Origin of the sequence: Enterococcus sp. SMC-9, assembly GCF_021011285.1 — a bacterium.
In the GTDB taxonomy this organism is placed as follows: Bacteria; Bacillota; Bacilli; order Lactobacillales; family Enterococcaceae; genus Enterococcus_C; species Enterococcus_C montenegrensis.
On the sequence record NZ_JAILYE010000004.1, the window covers coordinates 225364 to 252240 of the forward strand.

15 protein-coding genes are annotated in these 26877 nt (G+C 36.5%); 3 read left to right on the top strand and 12 right to left on the bottom strand.

The window, feature by feature from the left end:
- Window positions 1-41: 41 nt before the first annotated feature.
- Window positions 42-1823, bottom strand: coding sequence for an ABC transporter ATP-binding protein (locus K4422_RS07600; protein WP_206902256.1), 1782 nt, complete (start codon window positions 1821-1823; stop codon window positions 42-44).
- Entirely contained in the window at window positions 1813-3561 is a 1749-nt protein-coding gene (locus tag K4422_RS07605) for an ABC transporter ATP-binding protein (RefSeq protein WP_230710274.1), read from the bottom strand. Before K4422_RS07605 ends, K4422_RS07600 begins: the two co-directional genes overlap by 11 nt.
- Before the next feature lie 222 nt (window positions 3562-3783).
- Here K4422_RS07605 and K4422_RS07610 point away from each other — a divergent pair, with 222 nt between their 5' ends.
- On the top strand, window positions 3784-4617 hold the full coding sequence (locus tag K4422_RS07610; protein ID WP_206902254.1) for a helix-turn-helix domain-containing protein: 834 nt from the start codon (window positions 3784-3786) through the stop codon (window positions 4615-4617).
- A gap of 44 nt (window positions 4618-4661) precedes the next feature.
- On the opposite strand, the gene K4422_RS07615 is transcribed toward K4422_RS07610, so the two are convergent.
- The 3 genes from K4422_RS07615 to K4422_RS07625 are packed head-to-tail and all read right to left on the bottom strand — an operon-like array spanning window position 4662 to window position 8503.
- On the bottom strand, window positions 4662-5531 hold the full coding sequence (locus K4422_RS07615; protein WP_230710276.1) for a GRP family sugar transporter: 870 nt from the start codon (window positions 5529-5531) through the stop codon (window positions 4662-4664).
- A gap of 55 nt (window positions 5532-5586) precedes the next feature.
- Window positions 5587-7149: an alpha-glucoside-specific PTS transporter subunit IIBC gene (locus tag K4422_RS07620; protein ID WP_173102229.1), complete on the bottom strand. Its 1563-nt coding sequence runs from the start codon at window positions 7147-7149 to the stop codon at window positions 5587-5589.
- A gap of 19 nt (window positions 7150-7168) precedes the next feature.
- Window positions 7169-8503, bottom strand: a complete 1335-nt coding sequence (locus K4422_RS07625) for a family 4 glycosyl hydrolase (protein WP_442896728.1) — start codon at window positions 8501-8503, stop codon at window positions 7169-7171.
- 153 nt (window positions 8504-8656) lie between these two features.
- Between K4422_RS07625 and K4422_RS07630 the strand changes: the two genes are divergently transcribed.
- Window positions 8657-9415 carry a MurR/RpiR family transcriptional regulator gene (locus K4422_RS07630; protein ID WP_230710281.1) on the top strand — a complete coding sequence of 253 codons (759 nt, stop codon included), beginning with the start codon at window positions 8657-8659 and terminating at the stop codon, window positions 9413-9415.
- 343 nt (window positions 9416-9758) lie between these two features.
- A complete protein-coding gene (locus K4422_RS07635; protein ID WP_230710283.1) occupies window positions 9759-11033 on the top strand; it encodes a solute carrier family 23 protein in 1275 nt (424 codons plus the stop codon).
- 199 nt (window positions 11034-11232) lie between these two features.
- Here the strand turns inward: K4422_RS07635 and K4422_RS07640 are convergent, their stop codons facing one another.
- From K4422_RS07640 to K4422_RS07670, 7 genes are all read right to left on the bottom strand, one after another.
- Complete coding sequence (locus K4422_RS07640; protein ID WP_230710285.1) at window positions 11233-12738, bottom strand: chitinase; 1506 nt, start codon at window positions 12736-12738, stop codon at window positions 11233-11235.
- Window positions 12739-12798: 60 nt separating this feature from the next.
- Window positions 12799-15045, bottom strand: a complete 2247-nt coding sequence (locus K4422_RS07645) for a glycosyltransferase family 2 protein (RefSeq protein ID WP_230710287.1) — start codon at window positions 15043-15045, stop codon at window positions 12799-12801.
- Between the two features lie 600 nt (window positions 15046-15645).
- Window positions 15646-17727, bottom strand: a complete 2082-nt coding sequence (locus K4422_RS07650; RefSeq protein ID WP_230710289.1) for a DNA topoisomerase 3 — start codon at window positions 17725-17727, stop codon at window positions 15646-15648.
- 258 nt (window positions 17728-17985) lie between these two features.
- Window positions 17986-18354 carry a DUF1033 family protein gene (locus tag K4422_RS07655; RefSeq protein WP_206902249.1) on the bottom strand — a complete coding sequence of 123 codons (369 nt, stop codon included), beginning with the start codon at window positions 18352-18354 and terminating at the stop codon, window positions 17986-17988.
- Between the two features lie 417 nt (window positions 18355-18771).
- Window positions 18772-20814, bottom strand: coding sequence for a penicillin-binding protein PBP4(5) (gene pbp4 / locus K4422_RS07660; RefSeq protein WP_230710291.1), 2043 nt, complete (start codon window positions 20812-20814; stop codon window positions 18772-18774).
- Window positions 20815-20974: 160 nt separating this feature from the next.
- Window positions 20975-22096, bottom strand: a complete 1122-nt coding sequence (gene mnmA / locus K4422_RS07665; protein ID WP_230710294.1) for a tRNA 2-thiouridine(34) synthase MnmA — start codon at window positions 22094-22096, stop codon at window positions 20975-20977.
- 232 nt (window positions 22097-22328) lie between these two features.
- A complete protein-coding gene (locus tag K4422_RS07670; protein WP_230710296.1) occupies window positions 22329-26837 on the bottom strand; it encodes a SpaA isopeptide-forming pilin-related protein in 4509 nt (1502 codons plus the stop codon).
- Window positions 26838-26877: the final 40 nt, after the last annotated feature.

A 26877-nucleotide genomic window follows, 5' to 3' on the forward strand; every position in this document is an offset into this window, starting at 1 on the left:
TAGGATTTTTATCCTGGCTCTTTTCCTTAGAATAAACGTTGTTAAATTGCCTGTAATAAATCATACTGGGATTGATACAAGTGATAATACAAACCCCGTTGTTTCATTAACTCTTCGTGATTGCCACTTTCAGCAATGACACCCCCAGCTACATAAAAAATACGGTCTGCATTTTTTATCGTTGATAAACGGTGCGCAATAATAAAGGAAGTTCTTCCTTTTAGCAACTGTTGCAATCCTTCTTGCAATAGTTCTTCTGTTTTGGTGTCAATACTTGAAGTAGCTTCATCTAAAATTAAGATTTTAGGATCCGCCAATAATGCTCTGGCAAAGGAAATTAATTGACGCTGTCCTGCCGATAACGTACTTCCTCTTTCTTCTACCACTGTTTCATAACCATCTTTTAAATCCTTAATAAAATCATGGGCTCGAACAACTTTAGCAGCGGCGATAATCTCGTCTTTACTAGCATCGAGTTTACCATAGCGAATATTTTCAATAATAGTTCCAGAGAAAATAAACGTATCTTGCAGCATAACCCCCATTTGACTCCGTAATGACTGTAATGTCACCGCGCGTACATCAATATCGTCAACTTTAACACTACCGGAATTTACATCGTAAAAGCGACTAAGTAAATTAATTACAGTGGTTTTACCCGCTCCAGTAGGCCCAACTAATGCAATACTTTGGCCGGCTTCCACATGGAAATCAACACCATTTAAAATATTTTTGCCCTCTTCATAGCGGAAAATTACATCTTCAAAATCAACATTTCCTTTAATTGGCGGTAAAACTTTGGCATCTGGTGCATCTTGAATATCGGGAATTTCATCTAACGTTTCAAAAATCCGTTCCAAATAAGCACTCGCCGTAATTAAAGAATTATAAAAGTTTCCAATATTAATAACAGGATTCCAAAAATTATTGATATAGCTTAAAAAAGCAATCAAAGTCCCCGTCGTGACATTAACCCCTAAAGAAGAGATACCAACATAATAAATAATACAGGTTGTCAAAACGGCAATATTTTGCACACCGGGCCATAAAAGAAATTGAATTTTGACAGCCTTCATCCAAGAAGTCCGATATTCCCCACTAACTTCATCAAAAACGCGGGCGTTTTCTTTTTCCCTGGCAAAAGATTGCGTAATCCGAATCCCTGCAATACTTTCATGAATATAAGCATTCAGATTAGATTGCTTGTTACTCAATACTTGATAGGCTTTTCGCTGCTTATTTTGAATTATCAATACCATGACAAAAAGGACTGGCAATAAGATCAAGCTGTATAACGTTAAACGGACGTCGATAAAAAACATAAATGCTAAAGTAATGACGACACTGAAAATATCTGAAATTAAATTAATTAAACCATTACTTAATAAATCGCTCAGGGTATTAATGTAATTTACAACCCGAATCAAAATTTTGCCATGGGGACGATTATCAAAATAAGAAAAAGGCAATCGTTGTAAATGTTCAAAAATATCAAAACGCATATCTTTTAACATATCTTGCCCAATTTCTGTGATGTGCATGATGCGATAGTGCATACACCACCCAATCACCACTAAAGACAAAAGAAAAATCCCGCCTAAAAACAACAAACGATTACTGTCTTGTTGCGGAATAACAGTATCAATAGCAATTTTGGTTAGATAAGGACCTAACATCCCCAGGCCATTGGCCAAAATGATGGTAGCCAACACGACAAAAATCGCTTTTTTATAAGGTGCGACATAGCTTAATAGCCGTTTTAAATCGCCCCAGCGAAACTCTTGGGCTAACTCTTCATCTTCATCAAAACGATTACGCGCCATCTTCTTGCCCCCCTGTCAAACCAAGCTGCTTACGATACACTTCATAATATTTTCCACGCTTTGTAACTAATTCTTCGTGGGTTCCTTGTTCTACGACATGACCTTTTTCCATTAAAAGAATCAAGTCCGCATCTTTGACAGAAGAAATGCGATGGGCGATGACAAACGTCGTTTTTTCTGTCGTCAGTTTTGCCAATTCGTGCTGAATTTTCGATTCTGTCTCCATATCCACAGCCGACGTTGTATCATCTAAAATTAAGATAGAAGGATTTTTTGCCAAAGCGCGAGCCAAGGAGATCCGCTGTTTTTGCCCACCAGACAAGCCCACGCCTCGTTCTCCGACGACAGTCTCATACCCTTGTGGCATCCGCGCAATAAAGGAATCGGCATCTGCAACTGTCGCCATTTGACGGATAAAGTTTTCATCAGCATAAGGATTACCAAAAGCAATATTATCAGAAATAGTATTTGAAAATAAAAACACATCCTGCATTACCATGGAGATATTTTCCCGCAATTGTCGCACGGGGTATTCTTTTGCATCTTTGCCATCAATCAAAACGCGTCCTTTTGTCGGGTCATAAAAGCGACCAACTAAATTTACTAACGTCGTTTTACCAGAACCGGTTTCGCCTAAAATACCGACTGTTTTACCCGGTCCGGTTTTAAAACTGATATTGGATAAAACATTATGTTCCGGATCATCTGAAAAATGAAAACTAACATTTTCAAAGACGACTTCTCCTTTAATCGGATTAAGTGTCTCCTCTTCTTCTACTGGAATACTTGATTTTTGCCCTAGTAATTGACGAATCTTAATACATGCGGCGTTAAAGCGCTGGACATCATTGATCAACCAACCACTCATCCGCAAAGGATTATTTAACATCCACAAATAACCATTAAAAGCTACTAATTGCCCTAACGTCATGTTACCGCCAATAACCAAAATTCCCCCGAAAACCAGTGTGATGACTGCTAATGTACCAGCAAAGCCATCCAACCATGGTAAAAAGCGGGCCGAGACTTTAGCCGATTCCATATTGCGTTGTTTAAAGTCTTCGTTGTATTGCTTAAATTTATCTAACTCAAAATCTTCTCTAGCAAAAGCCTTTACCACTCGGTTACCACCGATATTTTCTTCTACCATAGAATTTAATCGTGAAAAACTCTCCCGTATTTCAAAAAACTTAGGATGCGCCTCTTTGGCCATTTTATTAGTTAAAACAAAAATAATCGGCGTAACGATCAACAACGCCAAAGTCAGCTGCCAACTAATAAAAGCCATCACGATGACTGCTGCCAAAAACCATAAGACACACTCTACGATATTGTAAGTTACCCATGCGACGAAATGCCGAATTGCATCCACATCCCCTGTCATGCGCGCCATGATATCGCCCACCCGCGTATGGTTAAAAAAATCAAAATCTAAGCTTTGCAATTTGTGATACATATCCTCTCGCAAGGCATAAATTGCGTTTTGACTCATTCTTTCACACAAAATTTGATACAGGTAACGGACAATTGTCCGAAAAACAGTTGTACCAATCATCAGTGCAATCAAAGGTAGTAACCACGTTTTTTTCCCTTGATTAATGACATCATCGACAATTAACCCTCCAACATAAGGATTCACCACAATTAAAACAGCATTGATTATAATAAATAAGCAAATAAGGCCAAAATGATTACGCGCTTTTTTTACATACTGCCAAATCCATTGCATATTAGACATCCACTCACCTCCAACTTCTTGTCTATAAACATCTTAGAGCAATCAATTGGAAAAGAAATGGGATATCTTCTTTAAAATGATGTAAAATATTAACAAAGACGATTTTCAAAATTTATTATTCCATTATTTTTTTAATCAATTTTTTTAAAGCGATTGCAAAAATTGTATTTTATTTTATTACTTAGACTATTTTTAGTTAAATACAAAATATAGGAGCCTATCATGCATTTAATTAACGCCCAGACTTTTAATCCCGAAATATTATATCTCTTTGATGCCTGTTGTGATGAAGACTGGGTCGGTGAATTTCACGCCCACGATTTTTTAGAAATTTCTTTAGTGCTAGAAGGCGAATCCGAGTATTTTTTTGAAGACTTACCTCAAACAACTATTCGAGCAGGACAAGTTTTATTGTTTAACCCGGGCTACCACCATATGGAGCGCCATGTAAAACAAACGTCTCATCAATTGCATATCGGTATTAAGAATTTTACTTTACAAGGTTTGCCGAGAAATACATTTCCCCATAAAAGTCCCATTTTAAATTTGGGTCGTCACCAGCAAAATGTGTTGCAAATCGCTTGGCGCCTCTTAGAAGAACTGTATCAAGACGCACCAGAAACCCTTGTTTTGCGCAAAATTCTTGTTAGTGAAATGCTGGTGCATATTTTACGCGGCTTAGATGATACCAACGAGCGGCAACCGACTTTTCTTTCCAGTCGCCAACAACGACAGCAAAAAATTGTTAACGATACTATTTACTTTTTGGAAAATCATTTTAAAGAAGAAATAACATTAGAACAGCTGGCACAAGCGCAGTTTGTCAGCCCAGCCTACTTATCGCGCCTTTTTAAAGAAATAGTCGGTGAAAGTCCCATCAATTACTTAATCAAGTTGCGTTTAAAAGAAGCAAAGCATTTATTAAAGACGACACCTTTAACGATCAAACAAATTGCTCAAGCAACAGGTTATCAAGATGCTTACCATTTCAGTAAATCTTTTAAAAAGCAATTTGGGATTGCCCCTTCTGGTTTAAGCGAAAAAAAGACATCATAGTTTTATAACTTTAGTGAGTAAAATTATCTCTCAGCTCGATAAATTTATTTGGAGATTGAAAAAAAGAGAATTCCAAAAAGAAAAAATATCATTCCAAATACTATCTTTTTATTATCGCTTCGTTCTCCATTCGTATATGCAATAATACTATTTAGAATTACAGAAATGAATACCGCTAATTGAGATAATAAAAATGCAAATGATATCGAAACACTTTCGCTTAAACGAAAGAGGCTAAAATTAGCAATTGACCAAGCCACTCCTGTCAAAATGTTTTTAGAAACTAACTTTTTATTGTACTTAACCTTGCGTAGATTACTAATGACCAGCGTTGTAACAAACATCCCAATAGCTTGAGGTAAAATTAGACTTTCATTTTTTATTTGGAAAAGTTTCGGGAAAATGATATATAAACACAAAGAAAATGATGAAATCAGAATTATTATCATTACTTTCAAAGGAGCTATTTTTGAATTTTCCGTTTTATTTTGACCTTCTCTTGTTGCTGGAAATAATTTTATTCCTACTAAAATAGATACAATTCCAACAATACTAACTATAAAACTTATTAATGAGTGCCACTCGTTAAGTAATATTCCACCACTCAGTGTTACAAAAATTATCTGTGTACCATTTGATAATGGCATTACTTGAGAGACAGACTCTCCTTTTAGAGCAATAAATTGCAGTAACTGACCAATTGACCAAAAAGCCCCCGACAAGAAGCCTACTATAAATATCAATGAATTAAAGTTAATATGTGTATTAGAACAGCTGCTAAACATAAATGAGAATACCAAAGCTGCTAAAGTTGTTCCTAATAATTGATCTTCTGGTTTACCACCTATTTTTTTTGCTAAAATTGGCATTATTCCCCATCCCAATGCGGGAAGAAACATCATAAAAATTTGCATAATCCTGATTCCTTCCTAAAAACAGCTCACTTCTTTTCAGAAGTGAGCTGTTTTGTTAACTTTTTGACTTCATATAAGCTTCAAAAGCTTCTCTAACTTGTGGCACTGATAATCCAACAATAACCTGAAAAGCATTTTTGTTGCGAACAACTCCATGGGCTCCAAATTGTTTAAACGCATTGTCATCTTTTACTTTTCGTTCATCTACTACCGAAATTCGCAATCTTGTCGCACAATTAGCAACTGAGTCAATATTCTCTGCTCCTCCAAAAGCGTTTAAAAAACCAATTGCCTGATCAGAATATAACGTAGATTCTCCACCTAACTGTTTTTCTTTGAAATCTTTTTTTGTAAATAATTCTACTTCATCACTGGTTCTACCCGGTGTTTTAAAGTCAAATCGTAAAATCAAAGTTCTAAAAACAAAGAAATATATAATGATAAATACTAAGCCGATACCGACTTGAAGTAAGTATGTCTGCCAATGGTTAGCCCACATGGGAATCCAATTTTTTGTTATCAATTCAATTAATCCACCGCCCATATCACCAACTACACCAAAGGCATACTCTGTTGTTGCCAAAATCGCAGCAAGTAATGCATGAATAAAAAATAGAGCGGGTGCTACGAATAGAAATGTATAATCAAATGGTTCTGTAATACCACATAAGACCGCAGTCAATACACCTGGAACGATTAAAGCTAATACCTTTTTCTTATTTTCTTTCTTAGCAGTTACATAAAAGGCTAATGCAATACCTGGAATCCCGAAAAGATTAGATAGGCCTTGCAAACTAAAACCACCTTCAGGAAATAACGACTTCAAGCTTTGTGTTGATGAAGCAAATTCTTTCATATGCTCCATCCAATACAAAGTTGTTCCCCCCTCCACAACAGCCGGACCATATTGAAAAGGCGCGTAGATAAAGTGATGTAATCCAGTTGGTAATAAAGCTTTCTCCAAGAAAATATAAGTAAATACACCAAAATTTCCTGACCTTACCATAAATCCTTGTAAAGACTGCACACCATGTTGGAACATAGGCCAAATCCAAGCAAATAAAAATCCCACAGCTAACATTACCCAAAAACCAATCATAGCAACAAGTGCTGATCCTTGAAAAATACCCAAAAATTCAGGTAATTTAGTATCAAAAAATTTATTGTGAAGATAAATTGCAATAGCAGCAATTACAATCGCACCTAATACACCTGTATCGAGCGTTTTGACACCACCTATCATCTTCAATCCATTTCCTGCTTCTTGAGAAAAATCTACACCAAAGTTTGAACCAAATAGTTCCAAAATTTTTGAGACAAAGACATTAAAACTCATATACAAAACAAATGATTCTAACGCAGCTCTTGACTTAGCTTTATTTGCTAACCCTAACGGCAACCCTATCGCAAACAGAATTTCCATGTTATTAAAAACTGTCCAGCCACCTGATTCAATTATTTGCCAAATTTTATTCCACATAGTCCCATCAGATGCTATTGTTCCAACAATATCTGGATTATTAACAACAGAAGCAATTGCAACAACTATCCCTGAATAAACAAAGAATAATACTGGTGTAAACATTGCGCCCCCAAAACGCTGAACTTTTGCCATCATAGTAGAAATCCTCCTATTTTCAATTTAACTCCGGCCAAAAATCTCCATTTGCTTCAATTAATTCATCTAAGACAACTTTTGCAACTTTTGCAGATGGTACAGTTTGATTCAAAGTAAAAGCTTGTAAAGCTTTTTGATAAGAGTTTTCAAAATACGCATCAACTAATAGTTTTTCAGCTGCATTTTGTGCCTCCATTAAACCTTTATGAAAGTCATTAATCTCAAATCTTAAAGAGATTGGTTCAGCACCCGTTCTACCAACATAAGCAGGAATTTCCACCATTGCATCACTACGCAAATTGGGAATAGCCCCCATATTGGGAACAATAAGCATAAATCGATCATGCTTATCATTCAATATTGATACAGCCATATCAACAATATATTGGCCATGTTCACCAAAATTAAAATCTAAAATATCTCCATCTACTTTTTCTCTAATTTTTCTTGACATTTCTTTGGTACGCTTTTCTCGACCATCCATAACCATATTTGCACGGGTATATTGGGGATTGGATTTTTCTACAACTTCATTTGAATATAGATAATACTCTAAGTAATTATTTGGTAGAAAGTCCGGAAAATTTTTTGTCATAACACACAGCATATCCCACGCTTCTTGCCACGTCTTATCACCTGAATTAAAATCAGCAACTTGTAATCCATCTGCATTCAATTTTTCAATAATTTCTGGCATAACGTCACGATCTAAAGATTTATCATAAATTGATGTATACCATCCAAAATGGTTTAATCCATAATATGTCGGAATCCAATTTTTACGGTCATAACCATAATTAATTGCAACTGTTTCCTCAATCGAAATTGTCATATCACACGCATTCAACATTTTTACATGTGGAAATGCTCTACGAACTGCTTCTGAAACTAATGTTTCCGGATTTGTATAGTTCAATAACCAAGCATCGGGAGCATATTGATCCACATAGGACACAATTTCCAACAATCCTTTAATCGAGCGTAATCCATAGGAAAAACCACCGAGTCCACACGTTTCCTGCCCAACCAAACCATGGCTAAGTGGAATTTTTTCGTCGATTTCTCTCATTCCCATACCGCCTACACGTATTTGAGAAAAAATAAAGTCAGATTTTAGAAAAGCTAACTTAGGGTCTGTGGTCTGAGATAAGGTGACTTCTTTTTCAAGGCCTTCTTTTTTTAACATGTAGTCAATGATCTGATACATATCATCATTACGCATTTCATCAATATCGTATAATGTAATCGATGTAAAATTAAATTTATCTCTACTATTAATCATTGCTTGAACAATTCCAGGTGTGTACGTACTCCCACCACCTGCGATTACAACTTTCAAATTATTCATTTTCATAACTATCACTCGACTTTCTTTATGTTATACTCACATTATAATTAAATAGAAAAGAAAAAATACCCATTTCAATGAAAGCGGTTTTGTTTGCATTTTATGATTTCTATTTCATAATGAGAAATCCATTTCACAATTAATATCATGAGGTCAAAGATGAGATTAGAAGAAAGAATCAATAAAATTAAAACTTTTTCGAATACTGAATACAGTCTAATTGAATATATCCTATCCGCTAAAAGTAAGGTGATTTCCATGCAAACTGCAGATTTAGCAGAAGTAACCTTTACTAGTCCAGCTAGCGTGACCAGATTATCAAAAAAATTGGGATTTTCTGGATTTAACGAATTGAAGTTTTTTCTAAAGTCAGAGCTTGAACGACAAGAAAAAATCAGTATGGAAAGTTGGGATTTACTACAAAATGATGTAAATAAGACAATTAGCTTAATATCAGAAACAAATTTGATACCTATGAGCGAGTTAATTGCAAAAGCAACTAAGATATTTGTTTTTGGCACAGATTGGGGTGAAAGAAATGCAACTGAATTATTAGTTAGAAATTTTATGACTATAGGAGTATTTCTAATTTCTGTCCCTTCAATAACTGAGTTTCGTTGGATTGCTGAAGAAGTGACACCAAACGACCTCGTTATAGTTGTCTCTTTTAGTGGTGAAAATACCGAAGTAACTGAAATTTCACGTTTAATCCTATTAAAAGGAACAGAAATAATTTCCATTACACCACTAACTAAAAATCATTTATCTAGTCTAACTGTCAATAACCTTTATTATCAGACTTCCGAACTTCCAAGACTAAATAACAATCCTAATGCTGAATACAATATGTTTACAACACTGCATATAGTATTAGATGCACTTTTTAGAAATTACTATGATAATTTTTTGCACTCTTGATTCTTGTTTTCACTATTCAAAAAAATGACAATTATTTTGTTCCTAAATTTAGCAGTATTTTTTAATTTATTCTAATATGTACTTAACAGTTTTTGAGGAATTCTCCTTGCTATCTGCCTTTTTGTAGTGTATATTTTTAACAGCAAAAAAATTCACCTCTGAAAAATTATTTTAATAGCTGCGGCTGTTAATTTTTTTCAAGTCATCCTTTAACATAGTCCAGAGAGGCTAAGAAGGGTCCGTTGCAAATCAATTGGGGAAGTTTATCTCCATTGTAGCCATTGACGATCCTCCTGCCTAAAAGGGTAGGATTTTTTTGTACCAATTTTTTAGGAGGATTCTCATGGAAGAAAAAAATGATATTCACTTTCACAATGATGATGTCGTCTTAGACATCCACGATCGACCAGCGCCATTACATTGGTTTGGCCTAAGTTTGCAGCACTTATTTACTATGTTTGGCGCAACAGTTTTAGTACCTATCTTAGTTGGGATTAATCCAAGTATCGCTTTAGTGAGTTCAGGACTTGGCACACTTGTCTACTTGACTGTTACGAAAGGAAAAATTCCAGCCTATCTCGGCAGTAGCTTTGCTTTTATTGCGGCAATGCAAATGTTAATGAAAACAGACGGCTATCCTGCTATTGCTCAAGGTGCATTGACTACAGGTATGGTTTATCTCATCGTTTCATTTATCATCAAAAAAATCGGTACCAATTGGTTAGATAAAGTTTTACCACCAATTGTTGTCGGACCAGTCATTATGGTTATAGGTCTTGGCCTAGCTAGCAACGCCGCCAACAACGCCATGTACAACGCCAGTGGAGCATATGATTTCAAATATGTCGCAGTTGCATTGTTGACGCTTGCTGTAACGATCGTCTTCAATATGTTTTTAACAGGATTTCTAGGTTTGATTCCGATTTTATTAGGTATTATTTCTGGCTACTTAATTGCATTGGTTGCTGGTATCGTTGACTTCCAACCTGTTATTGACGCTCCTTGGTTCCAATTACCAGCCTTTGAAGTCATTTTTGTACAATATCAACCTAAACTTTATCTAAATGCCATCACAACTATGGCTCCAATTGCTTTTGTAACAATGACTGAACACATCGGACATTTGATGGTTTTAAACAAATTAACCAAACGTAATTTCTTTAAAAATCCCGGGATGGATCGTACACTAATGGGAGATGGTTTGGCACAAATCGTAGCCGGATTTGTAGGTGGACCACCGGTAACAAGTTATGGCGAAAACATCGGTGTACTTGCTATTACTCGTGTTCACAGCGTTTTTGTAATTGGCGGTGCCGCTGTTTTAGCTATCGTTTTAGGCTTCGTAGGAAAATTAAGTGCATTAATTTTAAGTATTCCTGGCCCAGTTATTTCTGGTATCAGCTTTGTTTTATTCGGAGTTATCGCAGCTAGCGGACTAAAAATTTTAGTTGAGAATAATACCAACTTTGATAAAAAGAAAAACTTATTGATTACTTCAAGTATTCTTGTAATTGGGATTGGTGGTCTAGTTTTTGAAGCTGGTACCTTCACATTATCGGCTATGGCGTTATCGACGTTAATCGGGATTTTCTTAAATCTAGTTTTGCCAGACCGTTAAATAAGAAAGGCAAGGCGCCATGAACTTAATCGGCTCTTTAGTAATAAGATAAAAAGCTTCGTGGACACCCTTAGCTTTTAAGCAATATAAAAAAAGTACCATGGCAAAAATCTTGCCACGGTACTTTTTTTATATACGACTTTTCCTCAAAATAAGACTGCGTTTTTTTTGAAACAAAACGTTTCTGTTACGCTTTTTTTTATTTTTTCAAAAATTCTTTTATTTCAGCCTGTGTTAACGCTTGCCATGGCGCCTCGTCAGAATTTGCCCCAGATTTTTCTGGATTTTCACCTTGATTCCACCATTTCGCTTCGTAACCAACGCCTTCAAACATAACCCGATCGCCGCTATGATAAACGACTTCGCTATTCCACTGAAGATAGGCATCGGCTGGTAATTGGACTTTGGGTAATGGTTTTTCCCCAGGTAAAACGGGTCCGACTAATTCCCATGGAATTTCACTTGATTGTAAAACTGGACTATCTGGTGCCTCGCCTTTTGTCCACCATTTTGCCCGATAAACATTGTGTTTCCAAACAACTTTAGTTCCTGCCAAATATACCCCTGCTTCTTGCCAAATTTCATAAGGTGAAGTTGCTGGATCATCGGCTTTTTGCAACTCTTCTTCACTTAATTCAGATACCGTTTCTCGTTTTGCATCTGCTTTGATACTTCCAGTCAATCCTTCTTTTAGTAGGTTGGCAAATTCGCCTTCTTCTTGTTTTACTCCAGTGGCGTGATTGGAAACTACTTGCGTGTTAATATTACTTTCTCGCGATTTGCGGTCACGATTGGCTGACCACATCGAAACGCGACCTAAATTTTTCTTTTTGGCAAATGTATTTAACTTGCGCGCGTCTTGCAAAGTGAAAACTTCAGAAAGAACATCATTTTGCCCAATCATTGGTGTTGCACCTAGCTTGGTCCATAATGTTTCATTGGTCAAATTAATATCTTGTTCTTGATACAAGATTTTTAATTGACGATGCGTTTGTTTTAACGCATCAATTGAATTTTCTGCCATGGACAATTTTTTATCGCGACTATCCCCATAATTCATAGTCATAATATTGACACCCGCTAAGTCAACACCAGCTGTTAATAATGTCGCCACTGCATCTGTTCCATCTTTGGTTAACCCTTTTGGTGTTGCTGGTAAGGTCAGCCAAATCGCTAATTTTTTATTTTCCTTTTTTTGTTCGGCTTGCAACTGCGCTAACGCCTCTCCTCGGCGTTTTCCTGCTTCTTTATCCGTAAGTCCTTTGTTTTCTAAATCTAAATCAATGGTATTTAATTCATAACGGTCGATGACACTTTTATAGGCTTTAGCAAGTTCTGCTGGCTTTTGGTAGGCCAATGCTAATTCATCATTTAATAAGCCACCAAACGAGACAATGATCTCGCTGCCTTTTTGACGGAGACGTGCAATTCTACGATCCAAATCTAAATCATTACTGGCTTCATCTAAAGAATAGGCTGCCCCCCAACTTGGTTTTTGTCCATTTTTTTGGGCCACTACAAAAGATAAGACCACATTATCAGCGTATTGTTCAAATGCGTATTGCGGCGTTAACGTCGTATCTACATAAGACGCAAACCAAGGTGCAGTAGTTTGCTGTTTTACTTCTTTTTTCTTTGTTCCTGTCGCTACTAATTTGTCGCCATTCAAAAATAAAGTGACCGCCCCACCGATAATTACTAACACAACGAGACACCGAAAAAGCGAAAGGCGTCGGCTTTTATTTTTCTTATCATTGCTCATCACTTATTTTTCCTCCTGTGGGGTCACACTTTGGCCTAGGGCAACAGATAATGGTACTTGTTCTGAATCATCGCCATAATATAAAACAGAGCGCCAATTTAATTCTTCTTTTTTGCGATCCTCACCTGCATCTTTTGTTTTGACATCAACAAAAAGCCAGTTGATAAAATTGCAAACAAAATCCACAATGGTATTTTTAATTCCAATATACGCTAAGGCTGCCCAACTTGCCGTAAAGGCATTGAAACCGGCAAAGATTGCGTTTGGAAAATTTCCGGCCGTATAAGAACGCCAGCAAATAAAAGCTGAAAAAGTAATAATTACAAGCGGCGCTAATAAATAAAGCGTTGGCGAAGCTGTGCGATCATTTACTTTTGGCGTTCGCGCAAAAGGAATTTTTTCGCCGGTTAGATATTGTTGAATGGATTTCACTACGCCAGCTAAATTAACAGCTAACAAAATTAAATTAAAACCATAAATTCGTAAAATATCCAAGCGTTTATACCGACAGTAATGTAAATCACTCGCCATTGCGATAAAATACGGCGCTGCTGCACAAATAATATAAACACTTAATAAATTATCATCAAAGGGATAGGCTAAAAGGAAGATTAGGCCAAAACTTGCCCAAGCAATTGAAGCCATATAATTTAAGCGCATGAAAATTTCCATCATTTTAAGTGGATTTCCTTTTTGGCGCCGCTCTTTTATTGTGGCAAATAATTTGGGTAAAATTAATAAACCACCATTCGCCCAGCGTCGACGTTGAATAATTAAAGAACCAAAATCCGGCGGTGTAGCACTATAACTTAAACGCTCCGGATAGTTATACAATTCCCAGCCATGTTTTTCTAAGTCAACACTAGACTCTGTATCTTCAATAACGGTTCTATCTTGAATAAATCGTCGGACTGGAAATCCTTGCACGATTTCTGTTTCGGCAATATCTTCTAAGGCACACTTGCGGATAACTGCATTCGCCCCTACCCAAAAAGTCGCCCCATAATGGGTTGTTCCTTGGTGCAAAATATGTTGAATGTCTGTCGTCGCACCGGCAATTCGTTCAATTCGTGAAGGACAACCGCGAAAAGAAGAATAAGGTGTTTGCGTTACCGCGATTTTTTCGTTTCCAGGTTGATTCAATAAATAAACTAGGCGCAGACAATATTCTCTTAATAAAAGTGAGTCTGCATCTAAGGTTAGTAAAAACTCACTATCTGGTACTACAAAATCGGCTTTTTGTGCTGGTGCCACTGGCAATAAGACTTTTCCGACTTCAGTCTTTTTGACTTGATAATTTTTACCCATTAAGTCGATATAAGAATTCAAATTCATTGCCTTATTGGCCTCGTGGGATAAAGAAATATATTCTTTACGTTGGAAGTAGTCCACCTCTGCACCAAAAATCCAAGTTAAGCGGCAGTATAATTGTTCAACCCGTTCAACAGGTAACTGACTCTTTTCTTCTACAACTTTTTCAACTGCCTTTGCAGTAATTGCTAATTCTTCTGCTAAGTCTAAAATGACATGATTCACAAAAAAATCATCCACGTGATCTTCATGCGGTTCGCTGGCAGCAAAATTTTGTAACCATTTGACAGCAAAATGATATTCGGCAACGACTTTTAACAGTTCCTGATTTTTAATAAAATTGGGCTGTTGTCCAGCTTTAAATTGCTCCAGAGCCTTTTTAAAACGTTGATGCGGTTTTGCCAACAGCTGATTAATGTCGCGTGCCAATTGCTTTGTCTGTTGTAGTTTTGCTGCCGCTTCTGGTGTACTCGGATTCGGTTTATCATCGATTAATAGTCGAACCAATACTTTAGGATACTCTTGCAAAGCAGCGGATAATAGCGTTTGTCGAATGACGGTAACTTCTTCATCATAAGAAGGAACCAAAACGGTAATGTCTGATTGATTTTTGGCAAAGTAGCTGTCCAACATTTCACGGGGAATGCGTTTATGCGCTTTAAAGCGTAATAACGCCCCTTGGCGCGAAAATAAATAAATCATTGCCGAAAAGCAAAGCGTGGTTACGATAATAATATAAAGTGCCGCTTCCACCGCTTTTTGAAAACTGCCATTACCCTTGGTAATTTGATAATAAATTGTTGATGCTACGTACACTGCCCAAAACACCATTGTCAAAATAATGTAGATTCGATTTAATGTCACTTTGACAACGGAAGCTTTCTCGTGCTGCTGTGGTAATGGTTGCATATTTTTTTCTGTGTTAAATTGGCGCTTCATCTTCTTGTTTTCATCTCCCCTATAATTATTCCCCTTAAAATCCCAATGCGATGCTACTACACTCGTCATTATCTAACTTTGTAATTGTCAGAAAATTGCGAGCATAAAGTCACTTGTGCAGTTTAACACAAAGTTTTTTTACATAACAGTTATAATAAAATGGCGAAATAATTGTGAAAAATGAATTTTATCTCTAAGATTATCTCAACTTTACTTGCTAAACACTTTAGAAAAAACGCGTATTTATCACGATTCTTTTTTTGCTGATAAAATAAATTGGCGCAGTTTTTCGTTGTCTTATTATAAAAAAATACTCGTGATAAGTTCGATAACATATGTATTTTTACAAAAATTAGCTCATTTGGTTTTGTTATCAGCATAAGAAAAGAAGATTTTTTTCATATACTAGCCGGAAAAATTAGAAAATCAAAATAACAAATAAAATATATTAAATATGACTTATTTTGACAAATAAAATTTTACTTTGATTTTATTACAGCGTGAAGATGCAACCATTTTACTAAAAAAAGAGCACACCTACTTGGCTGTGCTCTTTAAAAGACTTTATTTTACTGTTGTTGATTCAAAATTTTAAAAGGATCAGTCTTCTTGTTTTAGTGCTGCCTTCAAGGCTAAAGCCAATGGACTTTCTGCAGCTTCTTCTTGTTGACTGTATTTCTTCACTAATTTTCGTTCTTCGTGTTTGGTCATCTTTTTATTGCGGGCTTTTTTATCAGGAATTTTTTCTGTGATCCCACAATATTTACATTTAAAGAAGGCACCATTTTTGCCTTCTAAAATTTCCATTTTTTTATGACATTGCGGACAACGATGATTGGAAATTTTGGGTTCTTTTCGCCGACGATAGCTACACTCGCTATTGGAACAAAGATAAATTTTTCCATCTTTGGTATTTCGTTCCTTTAACTGAGAACCACATTCTGGGCAAATTTTCGTTGTTAAGGAAAAATCTTTATAGGTCTCCTTGGAATTTTTAATTTCACTAACCAAACGGGCCGTATCTTTTTCAATCCCTTTTAAAAAGGCGGTCGCAGATTCTCGTCCTTGTGCAATATTTTCTAAGCTTTTCTCCCATTTTGCCGTTAAATCTGGACTAACCAAGGAAGTATTGACTAGGCTCAACAGTTGGCGCCCTTTGGGTGTAACAGCTAAAGCATTGCCACGACGTTCCATTAGTTCTGATTTTAATAATTTTTCAATAATCTCTGCTCGAGTAGCTGGCGTTCCTAACGCATATTTTTCCATTTGTTGTAATAAACTGCCCTCAGTTGCAAGTTTGGGCGGTGTCGTCAGTTCTTTATTGATCGCAAATTGCCCTTTGACACTTTTAACCTGTTGCCAGTCAGTTTTTTCAGCTACTTTTTCATTAGCTTTTTGCCAACCACTTTGTAAAACTTTTTCTTGTCGGAAAATAAATTCACCATCAGGAAATTGGACAACTGCCTTTACATTAACGGTAACATATTGCTCTGCAAATAAGCCTAAGAAGCGTTCTATAATAAGGTGATAAATCCGGCTTTCGTCTGTAGACATCTTTTCAAAGCGGGGCCGTTCTTCAGTCGGAATTAAAGCATAGTGGTCTGTTACTTTGCTATCATTGAAAACAGCTTTTTGTTTTACTTGGGCACCATTTTTTAAATATTCTTTTGCCCGCGCATCCACATTTGCTAGTGCTTGAAGTCTTTCTTTTAATGTTGCCGCCACATCTTGTGGTAAATATTTCGAATCCGTCCGAGGATAGCTAACTACTTTATGGGTTTCATACAAGCTTTGGACTAATGATAGTGTCTTTTTCGCTGAATATTGATACAGGCTATTTGCTACTCGTTGTAATTCCGTTAAATCATAAGGCAATGGAGCAGACTGTCTTTTTTCTTTGGTCGTGACATCTGTTACTTTACCAATTTGGTTTTGCCAATTCGCCACAACAGCTTCTGCTTCATTCCGGTTTTGAAATTGTTGTGGATTTTTCAATTGCAGGCGCCCTTTTTCATTGCCATAAAGCAGATCCACCGTGTAATAAGTTTGTGGGATAAATTTTTCGGATTTTTCTTGCGCTTTTGCCACTAGCGCAAGTGTCGGCGTCTGTACTCTTCCGGCACTTAGACTGTCGTGATATTTGACAGTTAAAGCACGGGTAACATTTAAGCCTACCAGCCAGTCAGCTTTTCCTCTGGCAACAGCAGATTGGTATAAATTATCGTATTGTTTTGCCGGTTTTAATTGGTTAAAACCCGTTTTAACAGCTTTGGTTGTTTGAGAAGAAATCCATAGGCGTTCTAATGGTTTAGTAAAACGAATCCATTCAAAAATATAACGCCCCACAGCTTCACCTTCACGTCCACCATCTGTGGCGATAATCCCACCGGTAATATCTTTTCGTTTGGCTAAATTTGCGATTAATTTTAATTGACGATGTGTTTTAGGAAGTGGCTTAATGCCGATGTGTTTTGGAATCATAGGCAAGGTTTCCATATTCCAAGTTTTCCACTCTTGTTTAATATCTTCTGGTAATTTTAATGTTAATAAATGACCATAGGCCCAAGTGATGATGTATTGTTCATTTTCAAAATAATCTTTTCCCTGTGGCTTGGCTCCTAATACTTTAGCAAAGTCTTTGGCCACACTTGGTTTTTCAGTTAGTACTAATTTTTTCCCCATACTGGCTCCTTTAAGAAAATTAATTGCAATCTTTTTTAAACATCTTGTTTATGATGTAAAATAATTCAATTTTTCAAACGCAATTTTGATAAATTACGTGCCTTTCATTATAACAGCTCCCTTAAAAAAGCTAAACTGCTATTAAACAATCTTACAAACTCTATTTAAGCTAATCTTTAGTTTTTTTGATTATGAGACTTTCGACAATAAAAAAGCTTAAACCAGCCACCACAGCCAGTTCAAGCTTACAAATAATGATTAGTTGGCAACTTTACGTTTACAAACTCGTAATTTACCTTCACCGTTGATGGTTTGACACAAACGATTGGAACTTTTTTCAACTACAGCGTTGTAGTCTTTCAATAAAGCTAAGCCGGTATACTGCTGCAAGTAATCATCACATTCTTCACACCAACGCTCATCGCTTTCATTCCAAAAAGCAGCTTGGTAATTCGGATGTGATTTCAAATTTGAAAAACGCGGGCTCAACTCAAGCCACTTATTTTCGTAAAATTGTTCTGCCGCTGTTAAATCGTTAAAGGTATACTCTTCTGTTACATCAGCTTGCCAATCTTCAAAAAACCACCACGGCTCATTATCCCCATACATTATAACAACCTGGTACATAGTTTATTGCTCCTTTTATTCCCCATTTGCATTAATCATACTCACGAAACGTGTGGATGACAAGAAATTCGCACCAAACTTAAATAACTATAATTATTTTTATTTAATTTGATTAAGTTTGTGAATTTTATTCTTTTTAAGAAAAAAATTTTGACAAAAATAGGCAAAAGTTTTTGCTTAGGATGCTTAGTTGCCTATTTTATTTTTAAAGTTATAAAATCTGTATTTTTTTATTACTGCTCTGTTTTAAATTAAGTATAGAATAGTTTTCGTGAAACAAAACACTTTTTTTATATTTCTCATTATTTTTTTCAATAGATAAAAAAGAGAGTTAAAAACAAAAAAATACCTGAATATCAGGCATCTTCTTATCCACAGGTATCAGAAGACGCCATTTATTTCAGATATTTCAAAATTTTATTCATAATGATCATGTAAATATTGTAAAACATTCGGTGCTAATTGGGTGGCCGATTCATTATCTTGACGATTTTCTAACATACTGATAAAGAGATAGCCACTATTTTTTCCTTCATAGGCAAGTAAGAAGCTATTTTCTTGGTCCCGTTCATCTTGTTTTTCTTTAATTTCGGCGGTACCTGTTTTAGCAAAAAGTGTAAAGCCTAGACTGCTTAAACTATGAGCCGTACCATTGGGATCACTTACAACAGCCTTTAAGTCTTCATTGACTTTCTCTACACTGGAAGATTTTACAACTGCGGTTTTTTCTTTTTCTTTCGCATCTGTTACAAGCTTGGGATAAACCAGCGTCCCTTCGTTAGCAAAAACAGAATACATGGTAGCTTGTTGGATGGGATTAATTAGCAGTTGCCCTTGCCCATAACCGGTATCGGCTAACAAAATTTTGGAATCAAAACTTTTTTCGTTGCTAATTTGAGCGGGATTCATCGCCAGTGGCAGATCCATTTTTTCACCAAAAATAAATTTGTCTAAGCCACTTCGAAAAGCTTTTTCACCCATTTTCAATGTTTCTTGTGCCATGTAAATATTATCGGAATAAACCAACGCGTCTTTTAAGTCCACGCTGGCTACATCAGCTACCCGCGTGACATAGTAATCTCCCCAAGAGGAATCTTGTTGCCACTTCAAACCATTAATCGCTAATTTTTCGTTAGGATTTAGACTACCATTATCTAATCCAATCGCTGCTGTAATTGTTTTAAAGGTTGAACCTGGTGCATAACCTGTTACCAAACGATTTAAGAATGGTTTCTTTTCATCTTTTTCATAAGCATCATAATCTTTTTGGGAAATCCCATTCGTCATCTTATTAGGGTCATAGCTTGGGCTGCTAACTAAAGCTAGTAAATCGCCAGTTTTTGGTGCACTAACAACAGTCGCACCAGATTTTTCAGCCAACGCGTGATAAGCTAATTCCTGTAGCGTACTGTCGATAGTTAACTGCACTGTTTTGCCATCTTGCTTGGTATTTTCTAGTAAAACAGTTTTTTCGTTTCCTTTTTCATCGGTAATCGCTAATTTTCCTCCTGCTTTTCCCCGCAGCGTTTCATCATAAGCTGCTTCTAAGCCCGCGCGCCCAATTTGTCCTTCGCTCGTTAATTCCGGATGTTTTTTCAAATCTTCAGCCGTAATTTTACCTAAGTATCCCACTAAATGTGCTGCCGCTGCTCCTAAAGGATATTTTCGCCCCGTAATTTCTTTAATACTTGCACCTGTGGGCAAACCTTTTGCTTCATCCACAATTTTTAATGGCACAAAATAATCTGGCTTTACCCAGCTTTGTTCTAAAGCTTGCGTAATTTGTTTTTCAGTTAAATTGTAATCTGTGGCGATTTTCTTAATATTCTTTTCTTTTTCAGTGCCTTCACCTAGTTTTTGCGGTACTACGCCTAATTGTTGCAGTTGTCCATTTTCTGCTAGAGGCTGATTGTTTCGATCTAAAATTTCCCCGCGCACAGGTTCATCTACTGTTAGACTTACTTTATCTTTGCCACTCATTTGAGGAAAAATCAGATTTGGACCCCATTCCAATTTAGGCTGCTCTTTTTCATAAGCCAAATACGTTTGGTACTTTAAATTTTTCAACTGACCCATAGCTGTTGCAAGCGACAATTCATAGGTCACTTGATATTTGTTATCTTTTTGTTCTGTTATTTTCAAATTAGTCATTTTGATATTTTTTGCATCGATTGCAGTAAAAATATTTTGATATTTTTCGATAATTTCTTTGTTGCTGTAGCCATTTCTTTGCGCAGTATCTGCTAACAATGTTTTAGGCAGACTTTCGTATTTTCCTTGCGCCAAATAGCGGGTGAAATCTTCCACGAGAGCTATTCTTTGTTGCTGTTTTTTTTCTGCTGTAACATGAACAATAAATCCCGCTCCTGCTACTAGCAATAAAATAATTGGAACGATAATAAAAATCGGCTTAAACGCCTTCTTTTTTTGATTCTTTTGACTTCTTAAATGTTCTGTCATTTTTATGCTCCTAATAAAATAGTTATTTTATTTTACCTTATATCCTGGCGTATATTAATTTAATGCACGCATTTTTAATAAAAGTTAACGAATTTCTAGAACTATATTTGTTTTATTTTAAACATAATAAAAAGATGCACCCGAAGGCACATCTCAATTTTTAGACATATTGTAAAACTTTTTCTTCTTTATAAGCACGGTCAATTAATCCGCCGCCAAGACATTTATCCCCATCATAAAAAACTACTGCTTGTCCGGGTGTAATTGCCCGTACAGGTGCATCAAAAATGACTTCAGCTTGGTCATTAGCTAACAAGCGGACAGTCACAGGAACATCAGCCTGACGATAACGGAATTTAGCCGTACATTTGAATTCTTGTGGCATCTTTTCATTGGTGGTGAAATGAATTGTACTTGCATCCAAACGATCTGCATACAATGCTTCATGATGAAAGCCTTGTCCAACATAAAGCGTATTGGTCGCCAAATCTTTTCCGACCACAAACCACGGATCATTTGAACCACTGCCGCCGCCAATCCCTAGTCCTTGGCGTTGACCGATTGTATAATACATTAACCCATCGTGCTCACCTTTGACTTGTCCATCAAGGGTGACCATCTTTCCTTTTTTCGCAGGCAAATAGTTACTTAAAAACTGCTTGAAATTCTTTTCGCCAATAAAACAAACCCCTGTAGAATCTTTCTTCTTCGCAGTTGCTAAACCTGCCCGCTCAGCAATGGCACGAACTTCTGATTTTTCCATGCCACCTAGTGGAAACAGTGTTTTAGCCAACTGTTCTTGAGATAATTGACTTAAGAAATAAGTTTGATCTTTATTATTATCCACACCCCGTAACATGTGAACGACGCCATTTTCATCTTTTGTAACGCGCGCATAGTGTCCAGTGGCCACATAATCGGCACCTAATTCTAATGCATAGTCTAAAAAGGCTTTGAATTTAATTTCCTTGTTACACATAACATCAGGATTTGGCGTACGGCCAGCACGATATTCTGCTAAGAAATATTCAAAAACGCGGTCCCAGTATTCTTTTTCAAAATTGACTGAATAATAAGGAATCCCGATTTGAGCGGCTACTTGCGCAACATCTTTATAATCTTCAGTTGCAGTACAGACGCCGTTTTCATCTGTATCATCCCAATTTTTCATGAAGATACCTACGACATCGTATCCTTGTTCTTTTAGCAAAAGTGCGGTTACAGAAGAGTCCACTCCGCCACTCATGCCCACGACAACGCGAGTGTTGCTGTTGTCTGTCATGTAATCACCATCATTTCATTGTTAATTCCGAAAATTTAACGATTTGAAGGTCGCAACTTTTCAGTATTTGTCATTATACAACAGATGGCTAATAATTTCATGTACTTGTTTTTAAATTAGGATTTTCTTTAAAGGCAGGTTAATTAATATAGCAAAAAAATGCCAAATATGAACCTTTATGTTTAAAAGGAAAACTTATCCGTTAAAAACAGCTTCATATTTGGCATTATTTTTAGTTCATTTTGCGATTGCGCCACCAGTAATAAAGACCTGTTAGCCCTGCAATACTACTTAGAGCAGCCGCCATAATTAAAAAGATCTGCGTGCCCCTTCCCCCTGTTGCAGGCATAAAACCTTCTGGGCGTGAATTTGTGACCGTAAATGCTATCACCTGCGTTTTCTCATCGATTACAAATTCATTGGACTCTGTTTGATTGGTTTCATTGTAATATTTAACCGAAAATTCTTTTGGTTTATTGACCTCGACTAAACGATATTTTACACCTGTTGTTAAATATTGGCGCCAATCTTTTATTAATACTTCTTTTTTAGCGGTGGTGTAAAATTTTATCTCACCTTTTGTCTTTCCTGCTTCAATTTCCCCACAACCATAGGCTACAATCGTAGCATCTGCTACTGTTTCAATGTTAAAATCAAAAGTCGCTTTTCCCGTTGCACCTTGAAGTATTTTTTTAGCTTCAAAATCAAAGGGCGGACGTTCATCGTTGGCTACATTTAAAGTCAAGTTCAAGTTATCCGCTGAGGCAGCAAAATGATAATGCTCCTTCAATGTAGCTGTTACATCCCCGGCTTCATCGGTAATAACTGGCTGCTCTTTGTCTAAGGTGAAATAAGCATATTGTGAAAATAGTTGGTACCCTTTTGGTGCTTGGACTTCTTTAATGCGATAATCACCTGATCTAAGTCCGGTAAAAGATAGTAATCCACTATTGGAAGTTGAGGCTTCAGCTTGCTTGACGTTAATTTCTTGCCAGGTGTCTCCGTTCTTTTTTTCTAAAATGAATTTTGCACCCGCCAAGGCCTCTTCATCTTTGGAATGTTTTTTTATTGTCAACATTCTAGCATTTCCACTAATGGTACCAGAAGCACTGACATTTCTGATCTCAATTTTTTCAGTATGCGTGTTTGTTGATTTTTCACCCCACTTAATTTTGATGTGATTTTCAATATAACTTTGCTCGGCTTTTTTCGGTTTACCGCTGTACTCAATAATCAAAGGTGTACTCACCACGAAATCTTTGGCAAAGGAAATTTTGAAGCCGCCATTTTCCCATTCAAGTTGATAAGCCTCAGTTTCTACTTCACCGTCTTTGTCTATTTGTGGTTTCCAAGTATTCGTTCCTTCTTTTATTGTTTCTAAATTGGCATAATACAATTTAATTTTACCCGGAATTATATCTTGGTCTGATGAAGTATCTTCAATCACTAAGTTATGCAACCGAGCACCTTCAGGATTAACGATAGCTGTCCATGGGATCTCCATGGTCTCTACATCAAAATCTGAAGCTGTTTTATAAACCCCACTTGCCACTTTTGTATACGCTACACTAGCGGCACTTTTTGTCGTACCACTATTCGTTACCAGCGCGGTTGTATTTAAGATTTGATTTTTATTGCCTTTTTCAGCGGCCATAATCGCTTTATCAAGTTGCGTTGCAAAACTGACTTTAAAAGCGGCATACCCCATATCTTTTTTAAACCGGATGGTAAAGCCCTGTGCTAAGGTATCTTTTGTTTGTTCTAAAACTGGTATTTCAGACCACTGCTTGCCGTCATTTTTTAGCGGGATTATTTCATAATCTGCATTGATTTCTAATTTCACTTTTTTGTAGTCGTGATACCAATCTGTAGTCGAATTTTTTTCTTTATCATCTTTTGTTTCCAACTGATAAACAACGATTTCTTGCAAATCTTGTAATGTCATACGCTGAATGAAGCTCGTGGTGTTATCATCAAATTTCCAAACATTCATATGGTCGACAATTTCATCTCCAGCTTTGATGGCGTATCCTCTTGTGTTTGCCAATATTTCCCAGGTGACAGAAGAATTTTTTATATCAAGCGTTCCTCTTTTTTTCAATGCATCAGCAACTTGGACATTGTTCGTCCACCCCGTATTTGCCTGGGCATGACCTTGATATGTGCCTTGTAGTGCTTCGATTGTATTAAACAAATAATTACTAATCGGCACTTGCGGTATAAGTTCTGGTGTATTGCCATATTTTGTCGCCATCGCTAACCAGATTTTTTTACCAGCATATTTTTCATTAATCTTCAACTGAAATCCAGCTGCTTTCTCCCCTGTTTTCAATGTATCAGATTGCAATGCAATTCCAGCATCGGGATCGGCTATTATTGTCCCTGCTGTTGTAGTTAACTTGCCGTTATCAATCGTAAGCGTGATATCTACTGTGGGAATTTCACGAAATTCTCCATTTTCGTCTTGATAAGCAACAATTATGCCTTTTTCCTTTAAATAGTGTTGATTAATTCCTTCATTAAATTTTTTTCCAGTTACAAGAACTGCCTCTTTTGCCAGCGTGCTCTCTTTATTCCAATAATAAGCGAGACCATTTTTATAAAAGACGCCTTCTTTTAACCGTAATGCGGCATCGTTAATTAAAATCTCACCTGCACCTGGTATTGTCACAACCGAAGCTGACCATAAAATCGTTTTATCGCTAAAGTTACTTTCAACACTTTCGTCAAAGAGCGTTTGTCTGATTACTTGTTTTTCAACAGCTAACGAAGTAAACGTACTAGAAGCTGCCGTTAGGTCGCCGCCGCTGATTTTATTTTCCACCAAAGTCTGGCCTTTAGTATCCTCATGCTTACTTTGATAGGTGACGATGTAGCGCCCCTTTGGTATTTTTTCACTGAATGATAATGTAAACTGACTTTCTTTTGTATCTTTAAGCGTAATTAAATCGTGGTATTGTTCTGGGGTAGTGGCGATACTAGGAAATACTTGTTGCCCTTTTTTTAATTCGGCAAAAACTTTAAGTGTCTTAAAATCGATTTGACCATCGTTTAATTCATCAATAAAGTCAATTTTTTCATTTTTGTCCCGATGATAAATGACTGTCCATTCAATAATACCGTTGCCCTTACTAACAGCTGACTTTTGCAAATGATCATAGTAGTATTCCGTTTTGGCTATTGCCTCTAACTTACTACTGCCGGCGATGTTACTTTGAACCCTGTTGCTAATCTCACTGGGATGATTGTCTTTTAAAATCGTGGTGTATTGAATTTTGACCGGCCCTGTTATCTGGGTATCAATTCCGTCATTCCAATGATAAAACAGCAAGGAAAATTTACTATCATTATTTTTGTCATACGTAATTTTATAATCTTTTCCTGCTAGTAATTCTTTGGCCTTGCCGTCAATTTCCATTGTAATTTTAAACAATTGAAAATCTGTCAATTCGCTAATCTTTGCTGCCAAATCTGTCGGCGGCAAGTAAAACCCGGCCTTGGCGCCACTCTCTGGATAAAGTGTTGTGATATCTTCATCGGCAATGCGCAAGTCTTTAATTGGAACAAATTTACTTGGATCTTTTTTATCCCGACCAGGTGTAACGGTGATTTCCCACTCCAAGAGATGATAATCTTCTTTAGCTAAAGTAACCTTAGTAGGCGCTTTACTTACACCTTTTTGCAGGCTGTACTCATTTTTTACCGGTTGAATTTGAATCGTTTCTTTAATTTCAGCATCTTTATCAAGCATTACATCAATGCTTTCTGTCACTTCTTCTATGACCACTGTAGAAGTTAAGTTCATTTCACCTTGAACATTCTCTTTACTCCAATTTTCATTATTAAATGTAACCGTCCATAAATGATTTTTGCCGTCTTTTCCTCCATTCTTTTTAATGGTGAATTCTCCTCTTTTTTCACCATTAATTGTCAGCATTTCTTTTATATCACTTTCCAAATAGATATCCCCAGAAATTTCAAAACTAAACTCAAAATTTCGTTCTCTATTTTCATCTGCATCAATTTCTGCTTTGACTTTTGCTCCTGCTGGTGTCTGAAAAAACTGATCCAAATTGAAGTGATACTGCAGGCGAATCGATGTGTCTGAAAAAATAAATGGTGGCTGTGTTTCATCTACACTTTGCCAGTCGCCATTACCTTGCTTTGTTTCAAAGCTAACCTTATCAATCGGCCACCCTGATAGATCTGTTGGCATTTTAATCGTAATTGGTGTCACTACTTTTTGCTTTACAACGGGTGGTGTTTTTTCAGTTGCTGTCTGATTAACGGCGTGTTTTTTATCTTCATCATTTTCTTTTTGATGGGGGTTAGTTAATGTATGCGTTTTCTCTGTTGCTGATAAAGCATAATTGGGTGTTGGTTCTTCTTGCAACAAGTCAAAATGAATCGTCGGACGGACGTCTTTTGTTGTGGTAAATGTAAATTCCCCTTCACTTTTTGTTGTGCCACTAGTCTTGTCTGACTCACTTTTTTCCTTTAGCCAATTTGTTTCTGTAAAAAAGCCATTTCCAGAAAGCGGCTGAACAATTTTGTCATCACTAATTTTTATCGCAAGCTGTGTTGCGGTTACACCGGTGTTTTTAACATAATGAAATGTCCATAATAAATGATCGTTACCTTGTATTTCTACTTTGTGGTCGATCTTCAAAAAATCGTTATTGACCAAATAATTTTTATCACTGCTTGCTTTGGGACGCCACGTAAACAGACTCCCGCTCATAGCTTCTAAAAAAGGAAAAAGTAGACAGATGCACACCATA